This window comes from Bordetella holmesii (assembly GCF_020735985.1).
In the GTDB taxonomy this organism is placed as follows: domain Bacteria; phylum Pseudomonadota; class Gammaproteobacteria; order Burkholderiales; family Burkholderiaceae_B; genus Bordetella; species Bordetella holmesii.
Genome location: NZ_CP085973.1, coordinates 3024109 through 3043623 on the forward strand (window position 1 = coordinate 3024109; position 19515 = coordinate 3043623).

The 19515-nt window shown below is 62.9% G+C and carries 13 protein-coding genes and 2 pseudogenes; 5 read left to right on the plus strand and 10 right to left on the minus strand.

Going from position 1 to position 19515, the window contains the following annotated elements; all coding sequences use genetic code 11:
• Positions 1 to 20 precede the first annotated feature (20 nt).
• The 3 genes from pxpB to LK440_RS14500 are packed head-to-tail and all read left to right on the plus strand — an operon-like array spanning position 21 to position 2523.
• Complete coding sequence (pxpB, locus tag LK440_RS14490; RefSeq protein ID WP_005018208.1) at positions 21 to 749, plus strand: 5-oxoprolinase subunit PxpB; 729 nt, start codon at positions 21 to 23, stop codon at positions 747 to 749.
• A complete protein-coding gene (locus LK440_RS14495) occupies positions 746 to 1768 on the plus strand; it encodes a 5-oxoprolinase subunit C family protein (protein WP_005018204.1) in 1023 nt (340 codons plus the stop codon). Before pxpB ends, LK440_RS14495 begins: the two co-directional genes overlap by 4 nt.
• A complete protein-coding gene (locus tag LK440_RS14500) occupies positions 1765 to 2523 on the plus strand; it encodes a LamB/YcsF family protein (RefSeq protein ID WP_005018201.1) in 759 nt (252 codons plus the stop codon). Before LK440_RS14495 ends, LK440_RS14500 begins: the two co-directional genes overlap by 4 nt.
• Before the next feature lie 167 nt (positions 2524 to 2690).
• Here the strand turns inward: LK440_RS14500 and LK440_RS14505 are convergent.
• The 3 genes and pseudogenes from LK440_RS14505 to LK440_RS14515 form a co-directional block, all read right to left on the minus strand.
• Positions 2691 to 3218 (minus strand): annotated as a pseudogene (locus LK440_RS14505) (GntR family transcriptional regulator); the annotation flags it as partial.
• A gap of 117 nt (positions 3219 to 3335) precedes the next feature.
• On the minus strand, positions 3336 to 7298 hold the full coding sequence (locus LK440_RS14510; RefSeq protein ID WP_005018190.1) for a DUF3683 domain-containing protein: 3963 nt from the start codon (positions 7296 to 7298) through the stop codon (positions 3336 to 3338).
• A 113-nt stretch (positions 7299 to 7411) separates the two neighbouring features.
• Positions 7412 to 7939 (minus strand): YqaA family protein, encoded by a 528-nt coding sequence (locus tag LK440_RS14515; RefSeq protein WP_005018188.1) that lies wholly within the window; start codon positions 7937 to 7939, stop codon positions 7412 to 7414.
• 104 nt (positions 7940 to 8043) lie between these two features.
• Here LK440_RS14515 and ilvA point away from each other — a divergent pair, with 104 nt between their 5' ends.
• Positions 8044 to 9552 (plus strand): threonine ammonia-lyase, biosynthetic, encoded by a 1509-nt coding sequence (gene ilvA, locus LK440_RS14520; protein WP_005018186.1) that lies wholly within the window; start codon positions 8044 to 8046, stop codon positions 9550 to 9552.
• A 170-nt stretch (positions 9553 to 9722) separates the two neighbouring features.
• Here ilvA and LK440_RS14525 read toward each other — a convergent pair.
• A pseudogene (locus tag LK440_RS14525) lies at positions 9723 to 10834 on the minus strand (porin).
• An 806-nt stretch (positions 10835 to 11640) separates the two neighbouring features.
• Here LK440_RS14525 and LK440_RS14530 point away from each other — a divergent pair.
• Entirely contained in the window at positions 11641 to 12531 is an 891-nt protein-coding gene (locus tag LK440_RS14530) for a LysR family transcriptional regulator (protein ID WP_005018181.1), read from the plus strand.
• Positions 12532 to 12535: 4 nt separating this feature from the next.
• On the opposite strand, the gene LK440_RS14535 is transcribed toward LK440_RS14530, so the two are convergent.
• The 6 genes from LK440_RS14535 to LK440_RS14560 all read right to left on the minus strand — a co-directional run bounded on the left by LK440_RS14535 (position 12536) and on the right by LK440_RS14560 (position 19425).
• The gene (locus tag LK440_RS14535; RefSeq protein ID WP_005018178.1) at positions 12536 to 13084 is read right to left on the minus strand and encodes an adenine phosphoribosyltransferase; all 549 of its coding nucleotides are present in this window, start codon (positions 13082 to 13084) and stop codon (positions 12536 to 12538) included.
• 65 nt (positions 13085 to 13149) lie between these two features.
• A complete protein-coding gene (cydC, locus tag LK440_RS14540) occupies positions 13150 to 14805 on the minus strand; it encodes a thiol reductant ABC exporter subunit CydC (RefSeq protein ID WP_032826421.1) in 1656 nt (551 codons plus the stop codon).
• Positions 14802 to 16544: a thiol reductant ABC exporter subunit CydD gene (gene cydD, locus LK440_RS14545; RefSeq protein ID WP_005018166.1), complete on the minus strand. Its 1743-nt coding sequence runs from the start codon at positions 16542 to 16544 to the stop codon at positions 14802 to 14804. The genes cydC and cydD overlap by 4 nt, the downstream gene beginning before the upstream one ends.
• Positions 16541 to 16666, minus strand: a complete 126-nt coding sequence (cydX, locus tag LK440_RS14550; RefSeq protein WP_005018165.1) for a cytochrome bd-I oxidase subunit CydX — start codon at positions 16664 to 16666, stop codon at positions 16541 to 16543. Before cydX ends, cydD begins: the two co-directional genes overlap by 4 nt.
• A gap of 15 nt (positions 16667 to 16681) precedes the next feature.
• Positions 16682 to 17833, minus strand: a complete 1152-nt coding sequence (cydB, locus tag LK440_RS14555) for a cytochrome d ubiquinol oxidase subunit II (RefSeq protein ID WP_005018163.1) — start codon at positions 17831 to 17833, stop codon at positions 16682 to 16684.
• Between the two features lie 14 nt (positions 17834 to 17847).
• Positions 17848 to 19425, minus strand: a complete 1578-nt coding sequence (locus tag LK440_RS14560; protein WP_005018162.1) for a cytochrome ubiquinol oxidase subunit I — start codon at positions 19423 to 19425, stop codon at positions 17848 to 17850.
• Positions 19426 to 19515 lie beyond the last annotated feature (90 nt).

The window sequence follows — 19515 nt, forward strand, 5'->3', positions numbered from 1 at the left end:
GCCGCCCAGCAGGATTGCCGTTGTCCGAGACTCAAGAAGCCCCTACCGGTCATCCTGACTGGCGCATACAACCCCAGGGCGACCGCTGCCTGCTGGTCATCCTGGGCGACACCATTGCAGAGGCCACGGGCCGTCTATGCCTGGGACTGGCGCGCCAGATTCGCCTGGCTCGCTGGCCGGGCGTGGTCGACGTGGTGCCGTCCTTTACCACCGTGGCCGTGCACTACCGCCCGGTGCCACAAGGCGGCCTGCGATTCGCGGAACTGGCCGATCGCGTGCGCGAACTCCTGGCGCAGGACATCGTGGCCGACACCCGCGTCAGCCGCGAAGTCGACGTGCCCGTGTGCTATGGAGGCAAACACGGCCCGGACCTGGCCCAGGCAGCACAAAGCTGTGGACTGACCGAGCAGGAATTGATCGCGTTGCATGGGCAAGCCGGCAGCATGGTCTATATGCTGGGATTTGCCCCCGGTCACAGCTACATCGGCGTGCACGACGAGCGCTTGAATCTGCCGCGGCGCGACTCCCCACGCACGGAAGTGCCTGCCGGCTCGGTGGCCATCGCCAACCGCCAGACGGTCATCTATCCCAATCGCCTGCCCGGAGGCTGGAGCATCATCGGCGCCACGCCGCTGGTCATGTTTGACCCGGCACGCGAGCCCGCATCGCTGCTGCAACCAGGCGACCGTATTCGCTTCGTGCCCATCGATGAGGTTACTTTCGACCGCCTGCGCGCGGAGCAGCCATGAGCATCACCGTACTGAAACCGGGCATGCTGTCGACCTTTCAGGACGAAGGCCGCTACGGTTACCAGCATCAAGGCATCCCCGTGGCCGGCGCCATGGATGAACGGGCCCACCGGCTGGCGAACCTGCTGGCGGGCAACAGTGCGCAGCCGGCCACCCTGGAAATTACCCTTACCGGCCCCACCCTGCGTTTTGACAGCGCGGCCTGCTTTGCCTTGGCGGGCGCGGATCTGGATGCGACGCTCGACGGCAAGCCGCTGTGCATGCATCGGCCGCTGATCGCGCGGCCGGGATCCGTGCTTGCCTTCGGCGCGCCGGTTCAGGGCGCGCGCAGTTATCTGGCCGTCTATGGCGGATTTGCGCTGGACCCCGTCATGGACAGCAGCAGCACTTACCTGCGCAGCGGTTTTGGCGGCTGGCAGGGACGCGCGCTGCGCAAAGACGACCGCGTCGGCCTGGCACGGCCCTTGCGCGCGCAGTCAGATGTCCTCGATCCCCTGGCGCAGGCGCTCTGGGATACCCGGATTTACCTGCCTGCGACGTTGCGCAATACGCCGCGCGACGTCCTGCGCGTCTTACCCGGCCCGCATTGGGCCGAATTTTCCGAACGCACCCGCACGGATTTTCTGAGTCAGGCTTTCCGTATCAGCGCGCAGTCCGACCGCATGGGCTACCGCCTGCAGGGCCCGTCTCTGCTGATGGAGCAACCGCGCCAAATCCTGTCCGAAGCGACATGCTTTGGCACGATACAGGTGCCGGCCGGCGGCGAGGCCATCGTGCTGATGGCCGACCGCCAAACAACCGGCGGTTATCCGAAATTGGCGCAGATCGCCAGCGTGGATCTGCCTTCGCTGGCGCAGCGCATGCCCGGCGAGCAAGTCCGCTTTGCCCTGATCGAACTCGAACAGGCGCAAGAGCTGGATGCCGCGCGGGCGCGAGCCTTTGATGAGCTGCATGCCGGCCTGCAGAGCCTGCGCGATCCGCTGCTGCAGTCCATCGCCCTGAAGGAAGCCCGTACATGAGCAAGACCCTCGATCTGAATTGCGATATGGGCGAGAGCTATGGCGCCTGGCCCATGGGCAATGATGCCGCCGTGTTGCCCTTGGTGAGCTCCGCCAACATTGCCTGTGGTTTTCATGGCGGCGACCCCGGCACCATGCGCCAGACCGTGATGCTGGCTCGCGACAATAACGTGGCCGTGGGCGCGCACCCCGGCCTGCCGGATCTGCCCGGCTTTGGTCGCCGGGTCATGCAAATCAGTGCCCAGGAAGCCTATGACATGGTGGTGTACCAGGTAGGCGCCATGGCTGGCGTGGCTGCCTCGCAAGGTGTCCGGCTGCATCACGTCAAAGCGCACGGGGCGCTCTACAACATGGCGGCCAAGGACGCCGTGCTGGCCCGTGCCATCTGTACCGCCGTACGCGATGTCGATCACCGGCTCATCGTCTATGGCCTGGCCGGCAGCCACTGGGTCACCGAGGCAGAGACACTAGGCCTGCGTTGCGCGCAGGAAGTCTTTGCCGATCGCTCCTATCAGGATGATGGCAGCCTCACGCCACGCACCCAACCTGGCGCGATGATCACGCAAGCCGATCAGGCCGTGGCCCAGGTCTTGCAGATGGTGCAACGCGGCAGTGTGACCAGCGTCAGCGGCAAGACGGTCATGCTGGCTGCCGACACCCTGTGCATCCATGGCGACCAACCCAACGCTGTGCAGTTCGCAAGCGCCATCCGCCAGGCGCTACAGGCCGCCGGCATCGCGATCAGCGCGGCATAACCATCTGTCGATTCAGGCCGGGTCGGCAACGGCCTCGTAGCACTGCACCATCTCGGGCAGGTGGTCCATGATGTGGCGGCGTGCGGCCTCGGCTGCCTGATCAGGCGCCCCCCCTCCAGGGCCAGCAATACGTCGCGGTGGAAGGCGTCGTAGGCCAGCTTGGCCAACGCGTGGCGCAGCACGATGTACCGCATGGGTTCGACCTGCTCGTAGAGCCTCGCCAGCACATCTTCGAGCGGCTTGTTGCCGGTGTGTCGCACCGCAATCAAATAGAACTGCCGCAGCGCGTCGGCATAGCGGCGCAGATCCTGCGCGGCATGCATGCGGGCCATCTCGCCGTCACAGGCCCGCAATTGTTGCAACAATTCAGCCGAAATCAGGCCATCGAGCTGGCGGATGCTGTAGCCCGCCAATTCCGCCCGCAAGGCGCACAGCTGCTGGATTTCGATCTTGGTGTAGCGCCGCACCCGGACCCCCCGGCGTTGCACATGGGCGACCATGCCGGTGAGCTCCAACAGGCGCAAGGCCTCGCGTATAGGGCTGCGGCTAGTGCCGAAACGCTGCTCCAGGTCCTGTTCGCGCAAGGGCTCGCCCGGCGCGAACGTGCCGTCGATAATCAGCTCCCGGATCTGCTCCTGGAGAAAATAAGGAATCGTGGCAGGCGCCTTTACAGGCGTGCGGAAATCCGACGACATGAAAAAATGTTGCAATGAATGGGGCGCTCATTGAAACATAAAAAAACCCCGCTCATCCGGCAACATTCCGCGGTTCGGGATGCTGCCGGATGAGCGGGGCTTCGTCGCGTGGCGTTCTTAGACCAGGACGCGCTCGATACCGCCGGTATTGGCACGACGCACGTAGTCCTCCATCCAGCTCGCGCCCAGAATGTGGCGCGCCATCTCGACGACGATGTAGTCGGCTTGCATACTCGTATCGCCTTCGTAGCGCGACAACCCCTGCAGGCAGGACGGACACGACGTCAAGACCTTGACCTCGCCATCGAAGCCATCGGCGCTTACGGCCGAGCGGTTCTTGAGCAGCTCTTCCTGCTTGCGAAAGCGCACCTGGGTAGAGATGTCCGGACGGCTTACGGCCAACGTCCCCGATTCGCCGCAGCAGCGATCGCTCTTGATGGCCTGCTCGCCCACGAGCGAACGCACCGTCTTCATCGGATCCTGCAGCTTCATGGGGGTATGACAGGGGTCGTGGTACATGTAGCGCACACCCTGAACCCCGTCGAGCTTGATGCCTTTTTCGAGCAGATACTCATGGATGTCGATCAGACGGCACCCAGGGAATATCTTGTCGAATTCATACCCGGCCAACTGGTCATAACAGGTGCCGCAGCTCACCACCACGGTCTTGATGTCCAGGTAGTTCAGGGTATTGGCCATCCGGTGGAACAGCACACGGTTGTCCGTGATGATCTGCTCGGCCTTATCGGTCATGCCATTGCCGCGCTGCGGATACCCGCAACACAGATAACCCGGAGGCAGCACGGTCTGCACACCCGCATGCCAGAGCATGGCCTGGGTGGCCAGACCCACCTGAGAGAACAACCGTTCGGAGCCACAGCCCGGGAAATAGAACACCGCTTCGGTATCGGCTGTCGTGCTCTTGGGATCCCGGATGATGGGTACGTAATTGGCGTCTTCGATATCGAGCAATTTGCGCGCGGTCTGCTTAGGTAGCCCACCAGGCATCTTCTTGTTGATGAAGTGCACCACTTGCTCACGCAAAGCGGGCTTGCCCACGGTGGCCGGCGGATGATCGGTCTGTTTGCGCGCCACGCTCGCCAGCAGATCGTGCGCGGCGCGTTGCACCTTATACCCCACGCCCACCATGGCCTTGCGCGTGGCGTTGATGGTGGCCGGGTCCTTGGCGTTCAGGAAGAACATGGCTGCGGCCGTACCGGGATTGAAGGACTTGCGGCCCATGCGGCGCAGTAGCGCCCGCATGTTCATCGAGACATCGCCGAAATCAATATCGACCGGACAAGGCGTATAGCATTTGTGACAGACCGTGCAATGGTCGGCCACGTCCTCAAACTCTTCCCAATGCCGCAGGCTCACGCCACGGCGCGTCTGCTCTTCATACAGAAAGGCTTCCACCAGCAAAGAAGTAGCCAGGATCTTGTTGCGCGGGGAATACAACAGATTGGCACGTGGCACATGCGTGACACAGACCGGTTTGCACTTGCCGCACCGCAGGCAATCCTTGACCGACTCCGAAATCGCGCCAATATCGCTTTGCTGCATGATGAGCGACTCGTGCCCCATCAGGCTGAAGCTGGGCGTCCAGGCGTGACGCAGGTCCGCGCCAGGCATGAGTTTGCCGGCGTTGAAGTGACCGTTGGGATCGACGCGGCGCTTGTAGTCCTGGAAGGGAGCCAGCTCCTCGTGCGTCAGAAACTCGCACTTGGTCAGGCCGATGCCATGCTCGCCCGAGATCACCCCGTCGAGATCGCGCGCGATCTGCATGATCCGATCGACGGCCTCATGCGCTTCGCGCAGCATGCCGTAGTCATCGGAGTTGACCGGCAGATTGGTGTGGACGTTGCCGTCGCCGGCGTGCATGTGCAGCGCCACGAAGACACGACTCTTGAGCACTCGCGCATGGATGCTCTTGATTTCATCCAGGATGGGTTTGGCCGCTGCCCCGGAGAAAATGCCTTGCAGACCGGCCAACACCTCGGTCTTCCAGGACACCCGCACCGTGCGGTCCTGGACGATATCGAAGACTCGCGCCTGCGGCTGGGTTTGCAGACGCGTGGCGAACACGTCCGCCATGCTCGTCAGACCGATATCGGCCAGATGCGCTTGCGCCTGGGCCAGCGGCAAATCCAGGTTATCCAGCAGCCACTGCCAGCGACGCCGCGCGTCGGCCAGCAAGACCACGGCCTGCTGCGTGCGCTCGGCCAGCACCTCGGCGCGCGTGAGCGCGGCATCCTCGGCGTCTTCGGGCTTGCCCACCGGCAGCGGCTGCGCGAGATACTCGTCCAGCGCATCGATCAAACGCAGCTTGTTGCGCGTGGACAGCTCGATATTGATGCGCTCGATTTCATCGGTGTACTCACCCATGCGATTGAGCGGAATCACGACGTCTTCATTGATTTTGAAGGAGTTGGTGTGACGGGCAATGGCCGCTGTGCGCGAACGGTCGGCCCAGAATTTCTTGCGGGCTTCGGCGCTGACGGCAACGAAACCCTCGCCATGGCGGGTATTGGCCAGACGCACCACTTCACTGGCCGCTGCAGCCACGGCGGCGTCGTCGTCGCCGACGATGTCGCCAATCAGAACCATCTTCGGCAACACACCGCGCTTGCTCTTGGTGGCATAGCCCACCGCGCGCAGGTAGCGCTCGTCCAGATGCTCCAGCCCGGCCAGGATGGCGCCGCGTTCACGGCCCTCGCCGTCCAGATAGCCTTTGACCTCGACGATGGACGGAATCGCATCGCGCGCCTGGCCGAAAAACTCCATACAGACCGTGCGCGTATGGCGCGGCATGCGGTGCACCACCCAGCGGGCAGAGGTGATCAGGCCATCACAGCCCTCTTTCTGCACGCCCGGCAACCCTGCCAGGAACTTGTCGGTGACGTCCTTACCCAGGCCTTCCTTGCGGAAAACGCGCCCAGGGATCTCGAGGATCTCGGTACGCAGCAGCTTCTCGCCGGCCTTGGCAGCACCGTCGAACCACCTGACCTCAAAGCGCGCTACCTCCACGTCATGGATCTTGCCCATGTTGTGATCCAGACGTGTGACTTCAAGCCAGTTGCCGTCCGGATCCACCATGCGCCACCAGGCCAGGTTGTCCAGCGCAGTGCCCCACAGCACGGCCTTCTTGCCGCCGGCATTCATGGCGATGTTGCCGCCCACACACGAGGCTTCGGCAGAGGTGGGGTCCACGGCGAACACGAAGCCGCCACGCTCGGCGGCTTCGGCCACGCGTTTGGTGACCACGCCGGCGCCGGTGGCAATCACCCCGACCTCGTCGTCACGGCCCGGCAGGCGCGTGAGCGCAACCTCGGCAATCTGGTCGAATTTTTCGGTATTGATGACCGCGGACTTCCAGGTCAGCGGAATGGCCCCACCGGTATAACCCGTACCACCCCCGCGCGGCACGATGGTCAGCCCCAACTCGATACAGGCGCGCACCAGGGCGGCGATTTCTTCTTCGCCGTCAGGGGTGAGCACCACGAAGGGGTACTCGACGCGCCAATCGGTCGCATCGGTGACGTGGGCCACGCGCGACAGACCATCAAATTTGATGTTGCCCCGCGCGGTAATGCGCCCGAACACCTTCTGCGCCTGCTTGCGCAGTTGGTCGGTCAGGTCGAATTGCGCCTCGAACTCGGCCACCGCCGCATGGGCGCGCGTGAGTAACTCCCCGACTTTGGCGTCGCGCTGGGGGTCATGCCCCTGGGCGGCGGCCGATTCGGGTTCGCGGCGCTTGTCGATTTCTCCCAGGCGATGGTGCAGGGCTTCGATCAGCAGCTTGCGGCGCTTGGGGTTATCGAGCAGGTCATCCTGCAGATAGGGGTTGCGACGCACCACCCAGATGTCGCCCAGCACCTCATAGAGCATGCGCGCCGAACGCCCAGTGTGCCGCTCGCCGCGCAGGTCGGACAGCAACTGCCAGGCGTCCTCCCCCAGCAGTCGGCCAACGACCTCACGATCGGAGAAAGACGTGTAGTTGTAGGGGATTTCGCGCAAGCGCGCGCCGGGTGCAGGCGGCATCGCCGCAGTCAGGATTTGGCTGGCGAGGGGGGCATTCATGGAGGCAGCGGGAAGGGGCCCTAAAAAAACATTTTAAGACATTGCCGGCCCAAGGCCCGTAATCCCCCCAAATCCTCCTCGGATAGGCTTTCAGATTACGGTCAACTCACCGCTCAGATGGCCCAGAGCAAGCCGGCGGTCAGCAGGGCATAGCGCAGCAACTTGCCTGCCGCCATATAGGCCACGCAAGGCCAGAAGGACAGCCGCAACCAGCCTGCCACAGCACACAATGGATCGCCCACCCCGGGCAACCAGGACAAGAGCAGGGCGGCCGGCCCCAGGCGATGCAACCACTGGCGGGCATGGGTGTTCCAGCGCCCGGCCATCCGACGCGAAAAACCACCTTGCTCTTGGGGTGCATGCGGGTGCTTCTCGCGCCAGCGTTCGAATGCACGCTGTGCGCCGAAACCCATGGCATAGCTGATGACACCGCCGGCCGTATTGCCCAATGTGGCCACCACGACGGTGGGCCAGAACAAGTCTGGCTGTAATTTGATGAAGCCAAACACCACCGCTTCGGACCCCAGAGGCAGCAGCGTGGCCGAGAGCAGGCAGATCAAAAACACAGCGGGCAACCCGACCGATGGCAGCGCCAGCGCGGCCAACATCCAATGCACGGAGTCGAGCAACCATTGTTCCATCCGGCGCAGTGTACCTGCCCGCTACGCAGCATGCGCAAAGGGGGTTCTGCCCCTGTGTTAATCTGCCCGACGCTACTTTTTTACGCACTACCACTGGCTGTTCCATGTCCACTGACTATCTGAAACGCATCCTGACCTCCAAGGTCTACGACGTCGCTGTCGAATCTCCGCTCGAGCCTGCACCGCTGGTGTCGCAGCGAATTTCGAACACCGTCCTGCTCAAGCGTGAAGATACCCAGCCCGTGTTCAGCTTCAAGTTGCGCGGCGCCTACAACAAGATGGCAAATCTGCCGCAGGCATCTTTGAGCCGTGGCGTGATCGCCGCATCGGCCGGCAATCACGCCCAGGGCGTAGCGCTGGCGGCTCGCCGTCTGGGCTGCCGCGCCGTCATCGTCATGCCGACCACCAGCCCGCAAGTCAAGATCGACGCCGTGCGGCGCCTGGGCGGCGAAGTCGTCCTGGCGGGCGAGAGCTTTACCGACGCCTATCAGCACTCGCAAAAGCTCGAAAAAGACCAGAAGCTCACCTTCGTGCACCCCTTCGATGATCCGGACGTCATTGCCGGCCAGGGAACGGTGGGCATGGAGATCCTGCGCCAGCACCCCGGGCCCATCGAGGCGGTCTTCGTGGCCATCGGCGGCGGAGGTCTGATTGCCGGCGTCGCGGCCTATATCAAGCAGTTGCGCCCGGAGATCAAGATCATCGGCGTGCAGACGGAAGACTCCGACGCCATGGTGCGCAGCGTGCGCGCCGGCCGCCGCGTCACGTTGAGCGATGTGGGTCTGTTTTCCGATGGCACCGCCGTCAAGCTGGTCGGCGCCGAGACATTCAAGCTCACGCGGCAGTACGTCGACGACTTTGTCGTCGTCAATACAGATGCCATCAGCGCGGCGATCAAGGATGTCTTTCAGGACACGCGCAGCGTGCTTGAACCGGCAGGCGCCCTGGCGCTGGCCGGCGCCAAGCACTATGCCGCCCAGCACAAACTAAAAGGCAAGACGCTGATTGCCATCACCAGCGGCGCCAACATGAACTTCGACCGGTTGCGCTTCGTCTCCGAACGCGCCGAGGTGGGAGAGATGCGCGAGGCGGTCTTCGCCGTGAGCATGCCCGAGCAGCGCGGCAGCTTCCGCCGCTTCTGCGAGCTGGTGGGCGATCGCAGCGTCACGGAATTCAATTACCGCATAGCCGACACGGATCAAGCCCATGTCTTCGTAGGTCTGCAGGTCAGCTCACCGGCCGAGCCGGACAAGATCGCCGCGCATTTTCGCAAGCACGGCTTTCCGACGCTGGATCTGACGCATGATGAAATGGCCAAGACCCACCTGCGCCATATGGTCGGAGGACGCTCCTCGCAAACCAAGAACGAGCTGCTCTACCGGTTTGAGTTTCCGGAACGCCCCGGGGCGTTGATGCGCTTTCTCAATGCCATGAACCCCGACTGGAACATCAGCCTGTTCCACTATCGCAATCAGGGCGCGGATTACGGCCGCATCCTGATAGGCATCCAGGTGCCGCCCACCGACAAGAAACAATTCCGCAGTTTCATCGCCGAGCTGGGCTACCCTCACTGGAACGAAACGGAGAACCCGGCCTACAAGCTGTTTCTATAGCGTCGCCGGCTCGGCTTGCGCGACGGACATGAAAAAAGGCCTCCCTTTCAGGAGGCCTTGCTTCTTTGCGTTCGAGACGTCCGGCGGCAAACTTCGGGTTCGTGTCACTCACGGTCTACGGAGATAGGTACCGCAAATTCCTTCAACTTGGTGCCGGACGTCTAAAGCGCTTAGAACCGGTGACGAATACCGACCGCGAACGCCATATCCTTGGCGTCACGTTGGAAGGCGTAGTTGTCGCCGTACGAAGCGTAGGCGTACAGGTTCGTACGCTTGCTCAGGTCATAGGTGTAACCCAGGCTGTACACGTTGAACGTTGCGTCATCGCCCGTGAGCTTGTCGTTGTTCGGGGTGGCGCGCTGCCAGGAACCGAACACGGCGTGACGACCCAGGGGCACGGTGGCGCCGATCATGTACGAGTTGGCGCGGAAGCCGTCAGCACCACGGAAGGAGTCGAATTTTTCCATGCCGGTCGGGGTCGTGCCCATATCCTGGCCGACGAACCAGCCGTCGCGGGTCTGGCCGAAGGCAGCAGCCAGCTTGACCACTTCGAGATCGTACGAAGCGCCGATGGCGTAGGTCTGCACCGAATCAGCCGTCTTGCCGCCGGTGGTGTTGTTGCTCAGGTTCAGACGGTCGTAGACCACCGCCACATTCAACGGACCATTCAGGTACTGAAGGCCAGTCGTCAGAACGCGGTTGTTGTCGTTGGTCTGGAAGCCCTTACGGCCGTTGCTGTCTTGCGTATCATCGGCGTTGAAGGCGTAGCCGATACCGAACTTGAAGCCGCTCATGCTCGGGGTTTGATACAGGACCATGTTGTCCAGACGCATCGTGTTCGCGGAGCTGAACGTGGTACCCAGGTTAGCGGTGTTGTAGCTGATCGAGAACGGATCGATCGAACCGAGGAACTTGGATGCCATGTTGGTTGGCGGCCGAATTCCAGACGACCCCAGTAGTCGCTATCCAGGCCAACGGTAGCTTGACGACCGAACAGGCGGCCGTTTTGCTGCGAATTGCCGTTCAACGGGCCGAAGCCAGCTTCCAGGTTGAACACGGCGCGCAGGCCGTCACCCAGGTCTTCCACACCGCGCATACCAAAGCGCGAACCGCTGCTCACGCCCTGAACAGCGCCGAAACGGCTCTGCTTGTCGCCGTTGAATTTAACTTGCTCGTAACCGATACCGGCGTCGATCAAACCGTACAAAGTGACCGAGTCAGCCGCCTGCGCCGCGCCGGCGAAACCGGCCAGCAACGACACAGCCAATAGCGTCTTTTTCATGATGAGTTCCCATTGCGGAAGGACTTGAAAAGGCTTGCGCGCGCTACGCTTTTTGCGTCTTCCCCTCCGCTTTTTCAGGGCCTCAGGGCGGCGCGCACAATGAAAGTTTCAGCCGTGTAACGATACGGAGTAACCCTTGTTTCGGAGAACACCTTTCCATATATGGAAATATAAATAACGAAAACTCAACTTGAACCCATAGCTGGAATCGACGCGCCTGGACATTCCCCCAGGAGAACATCGACCGACACCAACATTTTCAGCCGCGGAATCACCGGCTGGCGGCATGAGCGCCGATGGATTCGGCCACATGGAAAGTTACTTTCCCTGGCGCCCAGGCTGTTGTAATTACGCAGCACTTCGAACCTCAGATCGCGGCCGGCGTCCGCACGCGCACACGCGTGTCACCAAAAATCCTCGCAAAAATGGCAGCTTTACGCTGATGGAAGGCCATGACATCAACCGCGGCATCCGATCCGGCATTCGGCCCATGCCGTGCGCAGACCCGAGCCATACGTCTCCCACGCCTGCCGATGCGCGATGCCGCGCCCGACCAGGATTACCCGCCGCAGCGGCAGGCTGGTGGAGTATCCTTGTGATAGTGATTAGTAGAAACCCTTAATTTGAGGATCTTTTTTTCCACCAGTGAGAGAGTGTCCACAAAACAGGTCAAAACACTGCCAATTACAGAACAAAAAATCTGCCCATTCAGTTCGCCGAAAGGGGAATATGAAAAGCAGATTTCCAAATGCGCAATAATCAGGCACGTATCATTGGTGCGCCCGCAGACTTACCCAGGAAGACATATGGACATCCAGCTCAACGACATCGCCTTGTTTGTCGAAGTCGCCAAGCGCAAAAACTTCAGCCACGCGGCCGAGGGCTTGGGTATCCCGACGTCCACCCTGTCGCGCCGCGTCAGTGAACTGGAGCGCAATATCGGTATGAAGCTGCTCAATCGCAGCACACGCCGCATCGACCTCACCGAAGCCGGAGCGGTGTACTTCGAGCGCTGCCGCCACATCGTCGAAGAGGCACGCGTGGCACACGAACAACTTCAGGACATGGCCGCCCAACCCAAGGGCCGCCTGCGCATCTCGATGCCGACCAGTCTTGCGCAGTTGTTCCTGCCCATCGTGATCCGCGATTTTCGCGAACAGTATCCGGACATCGAATGCGATTTTGATCTGAGCATGCGGCCCATCGATCCCATCAGCAATCCGTTCGATCTGGTGCTGCGCTTCGGGCCGCAACCGGACTCCAGTCTCATCGCCAAGCAGATCGTGCTCATGACGCAGCAACTCTATGCGTCGCCCCAATACCTGGAGCAGCATGGCGAGCCGCGCGTGCCCGCAGACCTGGGGCATCACGAATGCCTGCGCCCGGCCATGAATGAAGCGTTCTCATATTGGGTGCTGCATTCGGGCGACAAAGTCGAACGTGTGCAGGTCACAGGCAGGCTGGCCGCCAACAATGTAGGCATGCTGGGCCGCCTTGCCAGTCAGGGCATGGGCATCACACCGCTATTGGTGTTTGACGCCATGGAGCGGGCGATCGCGCAAAGCGGCCTGGTTCGGGTGTTGCCGCAATGGAGCCTGACACCCATGCCGCTGTTCGCTTTGCTGCCCTCGCGGCGCATACCCGCCAAGACGCGGGCATTCCTGGACTTTATCCAGCCGCGGCTCACCGACGCCTGAGCGGCTACTCCGTCTGCGAAAACTGGCAGACCGTATAGAGTGGCGTGCCGGTACCGGCGATATGTTGCGAGCCGTTGAGATATGGCAGATCGATCACCGCAGCGGCCTCTACCACATTGGCACCCAGTCGCTGCAGCAGCTTGATGGCCGCAACCATCGTCCCGCCCGTCGCGATCAAGTCGTCAATCAGGACCACGCGCTGGCCGGTGCGCACCGCATCGGTATGCATCTCGACTGTGGCGTTGCCGTACTCGAGCGTGTACTCCTCGGCGACGGTGCGGTAGGGAAGCTTGCCTTTCTTGCGCACCGGAACGAAACCCAGATTCAGCTCATAAGCCAGCACGCTGCCTAGAATGAAGCCGCGCGCGTCCACGCCCGCCACCAGATCCAGCCGTTGACGCATGTAGCGGTAGACGAACAGATCGATCAAGGCGCGGAAGGTGCGTGGATCCTGAAGCACCGGCGTGATGTCACGAAAGGTGACCCCGGGAGCAGGCCAATCAGAGACGCTGCGTATGGTGCGCCGTATGACCTCGGCATAATCGGTCTGCATAATGGAAACTCCCGGTTCAAAGCAAGGCGAACTATAACCGCGCCCGGCCCTCGAAGCCAGGACCGTCAGATCAAATGTCCATCCTGCAGCGCGAGAACACGATGGACTGCGCCTTCGGGCAGGCGTGCATGCGTGGCGAGCACCACGGCGCGGGATGCGCAGGCGTGAGCCAGATCCCCCAGAAAGGCCTCTTCATTGGGACGATCCAGCCCCGCAGTCGGCTCATCCAGCAAAATGATATCGGCCGCCGACAACAAGACCCGCGCCAGGCACAGGCGCCTGGCCTGACCGGCCGACAGCCCCGCCCCGCCTTCGCCCACCCAGGTATCCAAGCCCTGGGGCAGCCCTCGGGTGAAGTCTGCCAGACGCGCCGACGCCAGCGCCTGCCACAACGCGGCCTCGTCAGCCTCGGGCGCACCTATCAATAGGTTGCTGCGCAGACTGCCCAGAAAGACGGGGGAGTCTTGTGACAGAAGCGCAATGCGCCGGTGAATATCGGCCTGGGCGGCGTGCCGCAAGTCGCAGCCGCCGAGCGTTACCGCGCCGGCTTGTGGATCTTCGAGCCGTAACAGCAGATGCAGCAAGGTGGACTTGCCACTGCCGCTTGGCCCGACGATGCCGATACGCTCTCCGGGTGCGAGCATCAGGTCCACCCCATCGAGAACGGCTTGCTCGCGGCCAGGGTAGGCAAACCGCAATCCCTGAGCACGCAGTTCGCCATGCTCGGGTAAGGCCTGCGGCTCGGCCGGGTCGCGCAGGTCAGGTTCGGCGCGCGTGAGCTCGCCGATACGACGCGCGGCAGCACGCGCGGCGCCCAGGCGTGACACACCACGCATGATGGGTCCGGCCACCTCGAAAATCCCCAGCGTGGCCAACAACAACCCTGCCAGCAGCGGGCCGGAGACCTGACCGGCAGCCAAGGCCGGCAGGCCAAACCACAACACGGCGACCACCGCGGCTCCCGCCGCCGCCTGAACCAGCCACAGCCCATAGGCGGCCAGCCGGGCTTGTCCCCCTCGCGCCTGCTGCAACTGGCCACAGAAAACGGCAAAGTGTTCGCAGGCCTGCGACTGAACATGCAGGGCGGCAATATCCACATGGCCTTCGACGGTCTCGATCACGGCGTGACGCAGGGCGGCCGCACTGGCTTGAGCCTGTTCACCCGAGCGACGCGCCACCCGGCCGAGCCACCAAGGCACCAGCACACTGGCCACCAGCAACGCCCCCGCCACCGCCAGGCCGGCCCCCGGCAGGTGATAGCCCAGCACCAGACAGAAGATGGCTCCGCCCACCAGGGCCGTCGCCACCGGCATGATGACAAAGAGAAAGACGGCATCCAGCGCGTCAACGTCGCCCGTCAGGCGCGCCACCAGATCACCGGCGCGGTAGCGCGACAGCTGCCTGGGCGTCAGGCGCAGGAGCGAGCGGAACACCGAGCCGCGCAGATCGGACAACAAACGCAAGGTCGCCGCATGCCCGGCCAGGCGTTCGGCATAGCGTGACGCGATGCGAATGAATGACAGACCTCGCACCAGCGACGAAGGCACAAAGAGATTGAATATCGCACCGGCGCCTGCCAGGGCGGCACCGGTCAGAAACCACCCCGATACGCCGAGCAAGCCAACCCCGGCGGCCAAGGTCAGCAAGGCCAGAAAGAATGCCCCAGCCAGGCCACCGCGCCGGCGCACATAAAGCTTCTTCAGCAGGCCCCACATGATCAGCGAGCCTCCAGATGACCGTTGGCCAGATGCCAGCAGCGTGGCAAACGCCGGACCACCGCGCTGGCGTGAGTCGCCACGATCAGCGTGTGCCCCTGGGCAAAAGCCAGAATCTCATGCAGCACTCGCTCCTGCGTGGCCTCGTCCAGATGCGCGGTCGGTTCGTCCAGAAGGATGAGCGCAGGGTCACGCAGAAACAGACGCGCCAGTGCTACACGCTGCGCCTGCCCGCCCGACAGACCTTGCCCGCGACCGTCCAGCCAGGTCTGCAAACCTTCTGGCCAGGTCTGGGCAAACTCCAGCACGCAGGCGCGGCGCGCGGCTTCTTGCACCGCGGCGTCATCGGCGCCCGGCCGCGCCAGACGAATGTTGTCAGCCAGGGTCCCCGCATGCAGATAGGGCCGCTGACCGATAAAGGCCACGCGCTCACGCAGGGCCGCTTCGTCCCAGTGCGCCAGCGCGTGACCATCCAGCAGAATCTCGCCTTCGGGCACAAGGCCCAAGCGGCTGACGGCCTGCAGCAGGCTGGACTTCCCCGCGCCACTGGCACCCATGAGGGCGACATGCTCGCCGGGGTGCAGGTCCAGGCTCACGCCATCGAGCACGGCTTGCGGGCGGCCGGGCATCCGCAGCGTCAGCCGGCGCGCGCTGAGACTGGCCGCAACCGCCGAAGTCTGCGCAGGCTGTGGCGTAGCCGGGACGGCGGGCTCGCTGGCAAGGTCGCCGAACACGGCGTGCAACTGATGCACGGCCGCGCGCGCCGTGCCGCGGTCATGGTAATGGGCCGCGAACTGGCGCAATGGAGCATAGACCTCAGGCGCCATGAGCAGGCAGAAAAATCCGGCCTGCAACGTCAGGGGGGTAAAGCGGATGTCGATATAGCCCAGATAGGTCAGGCCAATGTAGACGGCAACGCCTGCCACGCCGAGCGCGGCGAAGAATTCAAGTACGGCGGAAGACAGAAAGGCGATGCGCAACACCGATAGCGTGCGCCGTCGAAGGGCTTCACTGGCTTCGACCACGGTCTGCGCTTCGGCCTGCGCGCGGCCAAACAGCTTGAGGGTGGACAGCCCACGCAGACGGTCGGCAAAGAATCCCGATAAACGTCCAAATGCCTGCAAATGCCGGCGGCTGGCCGATTCCGCCCCCCAACCCACCAGAGCCATGAACAGCGGAATCAGCGGCGCGGTGACCAGCAGCAGCAAACCCGAGACCATGTCAAAAGGCAGCACGGCCACCGAAAAGGCGACCGGCAACACGGCCGCCGCCCCCATGGCCGGCAGATACTTGGCGAAAAATCCGTCGAGGGCCTCGACCTGCTCGAGCATGGCACTGGCAAGTTCGCCCGAAGCGCGCTCGCGCGACCACTGCGGGCCGTTGGCCAGCAGCCGCGCGAAAAGCGCCTGACGCACCTGCCGCTTGATGGACTCGGCCGCGCTGGCCCCGGCGCGTTCGCCCACCCACCCCAGGCAGGCCCGCAACAGAATGAGCAGCGCGATAGAAAGGATAGGTGTGATCAGCTCGGCGCGCGGGGCCTGGACCACGATGGCTTCATGCAGCACATGCGCCAGCAACCACGCCTGCACCACCAGCAGCGCCCCCGCGAGAAGCGGCGCCGCGGCGGCCAGGCCGATGGCCCGGCCCGCCAGCCGCGTTCGGGACATCAACCAGCGCGACTGCTCGCGCGGCAGCTTCAGGAGCACGGCCGAAGGATCGTGCTCCACTCCGGACGGACCGCTCACTCGTCGGCCGGCCTTCTGAACGGATCGTGGGCATGGCCCTCGCGCAGTTCAAACCACATTGCATTGAGAATGGCAAAGGCGCAGGCCAGGCCCAGGCCGAGAATCCACGAGAAATACCACATGACCGGGCTCCTTGATCAGTAAGAGTTGGGCGTGCCGCCGACCGATTCCTGCGTGACCTTGCCGCGCATGACGCGATACACCCAGGCGGTGTAGAGCGTCACGATGGGCAGGAAGATGACCACGGCGATGACCATGATCCACAGGGTAAGGTGGCTGGACGACGCATCCCAGATGGTCAGACCGGCGGCGGAGTTCACCGAGGACGGCATGATGAAGGGAAAGAGCGCAAAGCCCACCGTCAGGATGATGCCGGCAATGGCAATCGAGGAGGCGATGAAGGACAGCACATTGGCACGCATGGCCAGCAGAGCAATCGTCAGCAGCGCGCCAGCCACGCCCAGCGCCGGCCCGATCCAGAACAGAGGCCACTTGGCAAAGTTGTTCAGCCAGGCGCCTTGTTCGACGGCTACCGTCTTGAGCATGGGGTTGGACGGACCGTTCGGATCGATGACGCTGGTGATGACCTGGCCGTCGAGCTTGGCCACCCAGAAACCGGCCGCCACGAACAACACCGCCGTCAGCAAGGCCGTAATCTGCCCCATGCGCCGTGCGCGGCCGGAGATCGGATCTTCGGTCCGCCACGCCAGGAGCACGGCGCCATGCATGACGAGCATCAGCACACTGATCACGCCCGCCAACAGAGCAAAGGGCGTAAAGAGCTGGAAGAAATGCCCCTCCCAACTCGGGCGCAAGGTGATGGGGTCGAAATTCTGCGGCACCCCGAGAATCACGTTGCCCATGGCCACGCCAAACACCAGCGCTGCCACGACACCGGAAAAGCACAGCACATAATCCCAGTTGTTGCGCCAGCGCGGGGTCTCCATCTTGCTGCGGTACTTGAACGCCACCGGCCGCAGGATCAGGGCCAGCAACAGCAGCAGCATGGCCAGATAAAAGCCCGAGAAGGACGCCGCGTACAGCACAGGCCAGGCCGCGAAAATCGCGCCACCGGCGGTGATGAGCCAGACCTGGTTGCCTTCCCAGACAGGGCCGACAACGTTGATCACGACGCGACGCTCCGCGTCGTTCTTGGCCACCACGGGCAGCAGAGCAGCCACACCGAGGTCAAAGCCATCCATCACGGCAAAACCGATCAACAAGGCGCCAAGCAGCACCCACCAGATCACGCGCAGCGTGGCCAGATCGAGGGGAATCAAGGTATCCATATGCGTTCTCCGGCTCAGGCGTCAATGGCCGCGCTTACAGGGTTGCCCGCCCGGCTCGTCGGAATAAGTGGCTTGTCGCGTTTGGGGCCGGCCTTGATGGCATGCGTCATAACCTTGATGCCGATGATGAGCAGCACCGTGTAGAGCACGATGAATACCGTCAGGCTGACTGCCAGATCCACCAGGGTCAGACCCGAGGCGGCGTAATAGGTCGGCAGCACACCTTCGATCACCCAGGGCTGGCGGCCATACTCGGCCACGAACCAGCCGCACTCGATCGCCAGCCAGGGCAATGGCAGGCTCCAGAACGCGATCTTGAGCAGGCGTGGGTAGGTGTCGAGACGGCCGCGCGTGGACAGCCAGAAGGACACGGCGAAAAAGAGGATGAAGTAAAAGCCCAGCGCCACCATGATGCGGAACGTCCAGAACAGCGGCGTCACCGACGGGATGGTATCCAGCGCAGCAGCGTGGATATCGGCGTCGGTCACCTTGCTCAGGTCAGGCTGATAACGTTTGACCAGCAACGCGTAGCCGAGATCCTGCCAGGTGCGGTCAAATGTCAGGCGGGCCTCCGTATCCTTGGGATTGGCGCGGATACGTTCGAGCGCCGCGTTAGCCACCATACCTTCACGGATGCGAGATTCGGCGCGGCGCACCAGATCGTCAATACCCAGCAGTGGCGTGGTGAGCGAACGCGTGCCGATCAGACCCATGACATAAGGCACGGAGATCGCGAAGTCATTCTTGCGCTCGGCCTGGTTGGGCCACGCGATCAGGTTGAAGCTGGCCGGAGCGGGCTCGGTGTGCCACATGGCTTCGATCGCGGCGATCTTCATCTTCTGATGTTCGGTGGTGAGGTAGCCGCTTTCGTCACCCAGCACCACAACCGAAAGCGCCGAGGCCAGACCAAAGCTGGCGGCGACGGCCATGGAGCGCTTGGCCAGATCGATGTGCCGGCCGCGCAACAGATACCAGGCGCTGATAGCCATCACGAACATGGCACCACAGACGTAACCGGCACTGACGGTGTGCACAAATTTGGCTTGACCCACCGGGTTGAACAGCACCGCGGCAAAGTCGGTCATTTCCATGCGCATGGTGTCGGGATTGAACACCGCACCAACGGGGTTCTGCATCCAGCCGTTAGCGATGAGAATCCACAACGCAGACAGATTGGTGCCCAGCGCCACCAGCCAGGTGACGATCAGGTGCGACACCTTGGACATGCGGTTCCAGCCGAAGAAGAACAGGCCGACGAACGTCGCTTCCAGGAAGAACGCCATGAGGCCTTCGAGCGCAAGCGGCGCGCCGAAAATGTCGCCCACGTAATGGCTGTAGTACGACCAGTTCATGCCGAACTGGAACTCCATCACCACACCGGTAGCGACGCCCAGCGCAAAGTTGATGCCGAACAGCGTGCCCCAGAACATGGTCATCCGCTTCCAGATCTGGCGACCGGTCATCACGTAGACGCTTTCCATGATGGCAATCAGGAAAGACAGACCCAGCGTGAGGGGAACGAAGATGAAGTGGTAGAGGGCGGTAGCCGCGAACTGAAAACGCGACAGGTTGACGACGTCGAGGTCAATCATGAGTACGCTCCCGAACGGGCGAGAGGCTGGTACAGCCGACATGGCCTCCCGGCACGCTCGCAAGCCATGATACGGCCCTTGTATGCAAGT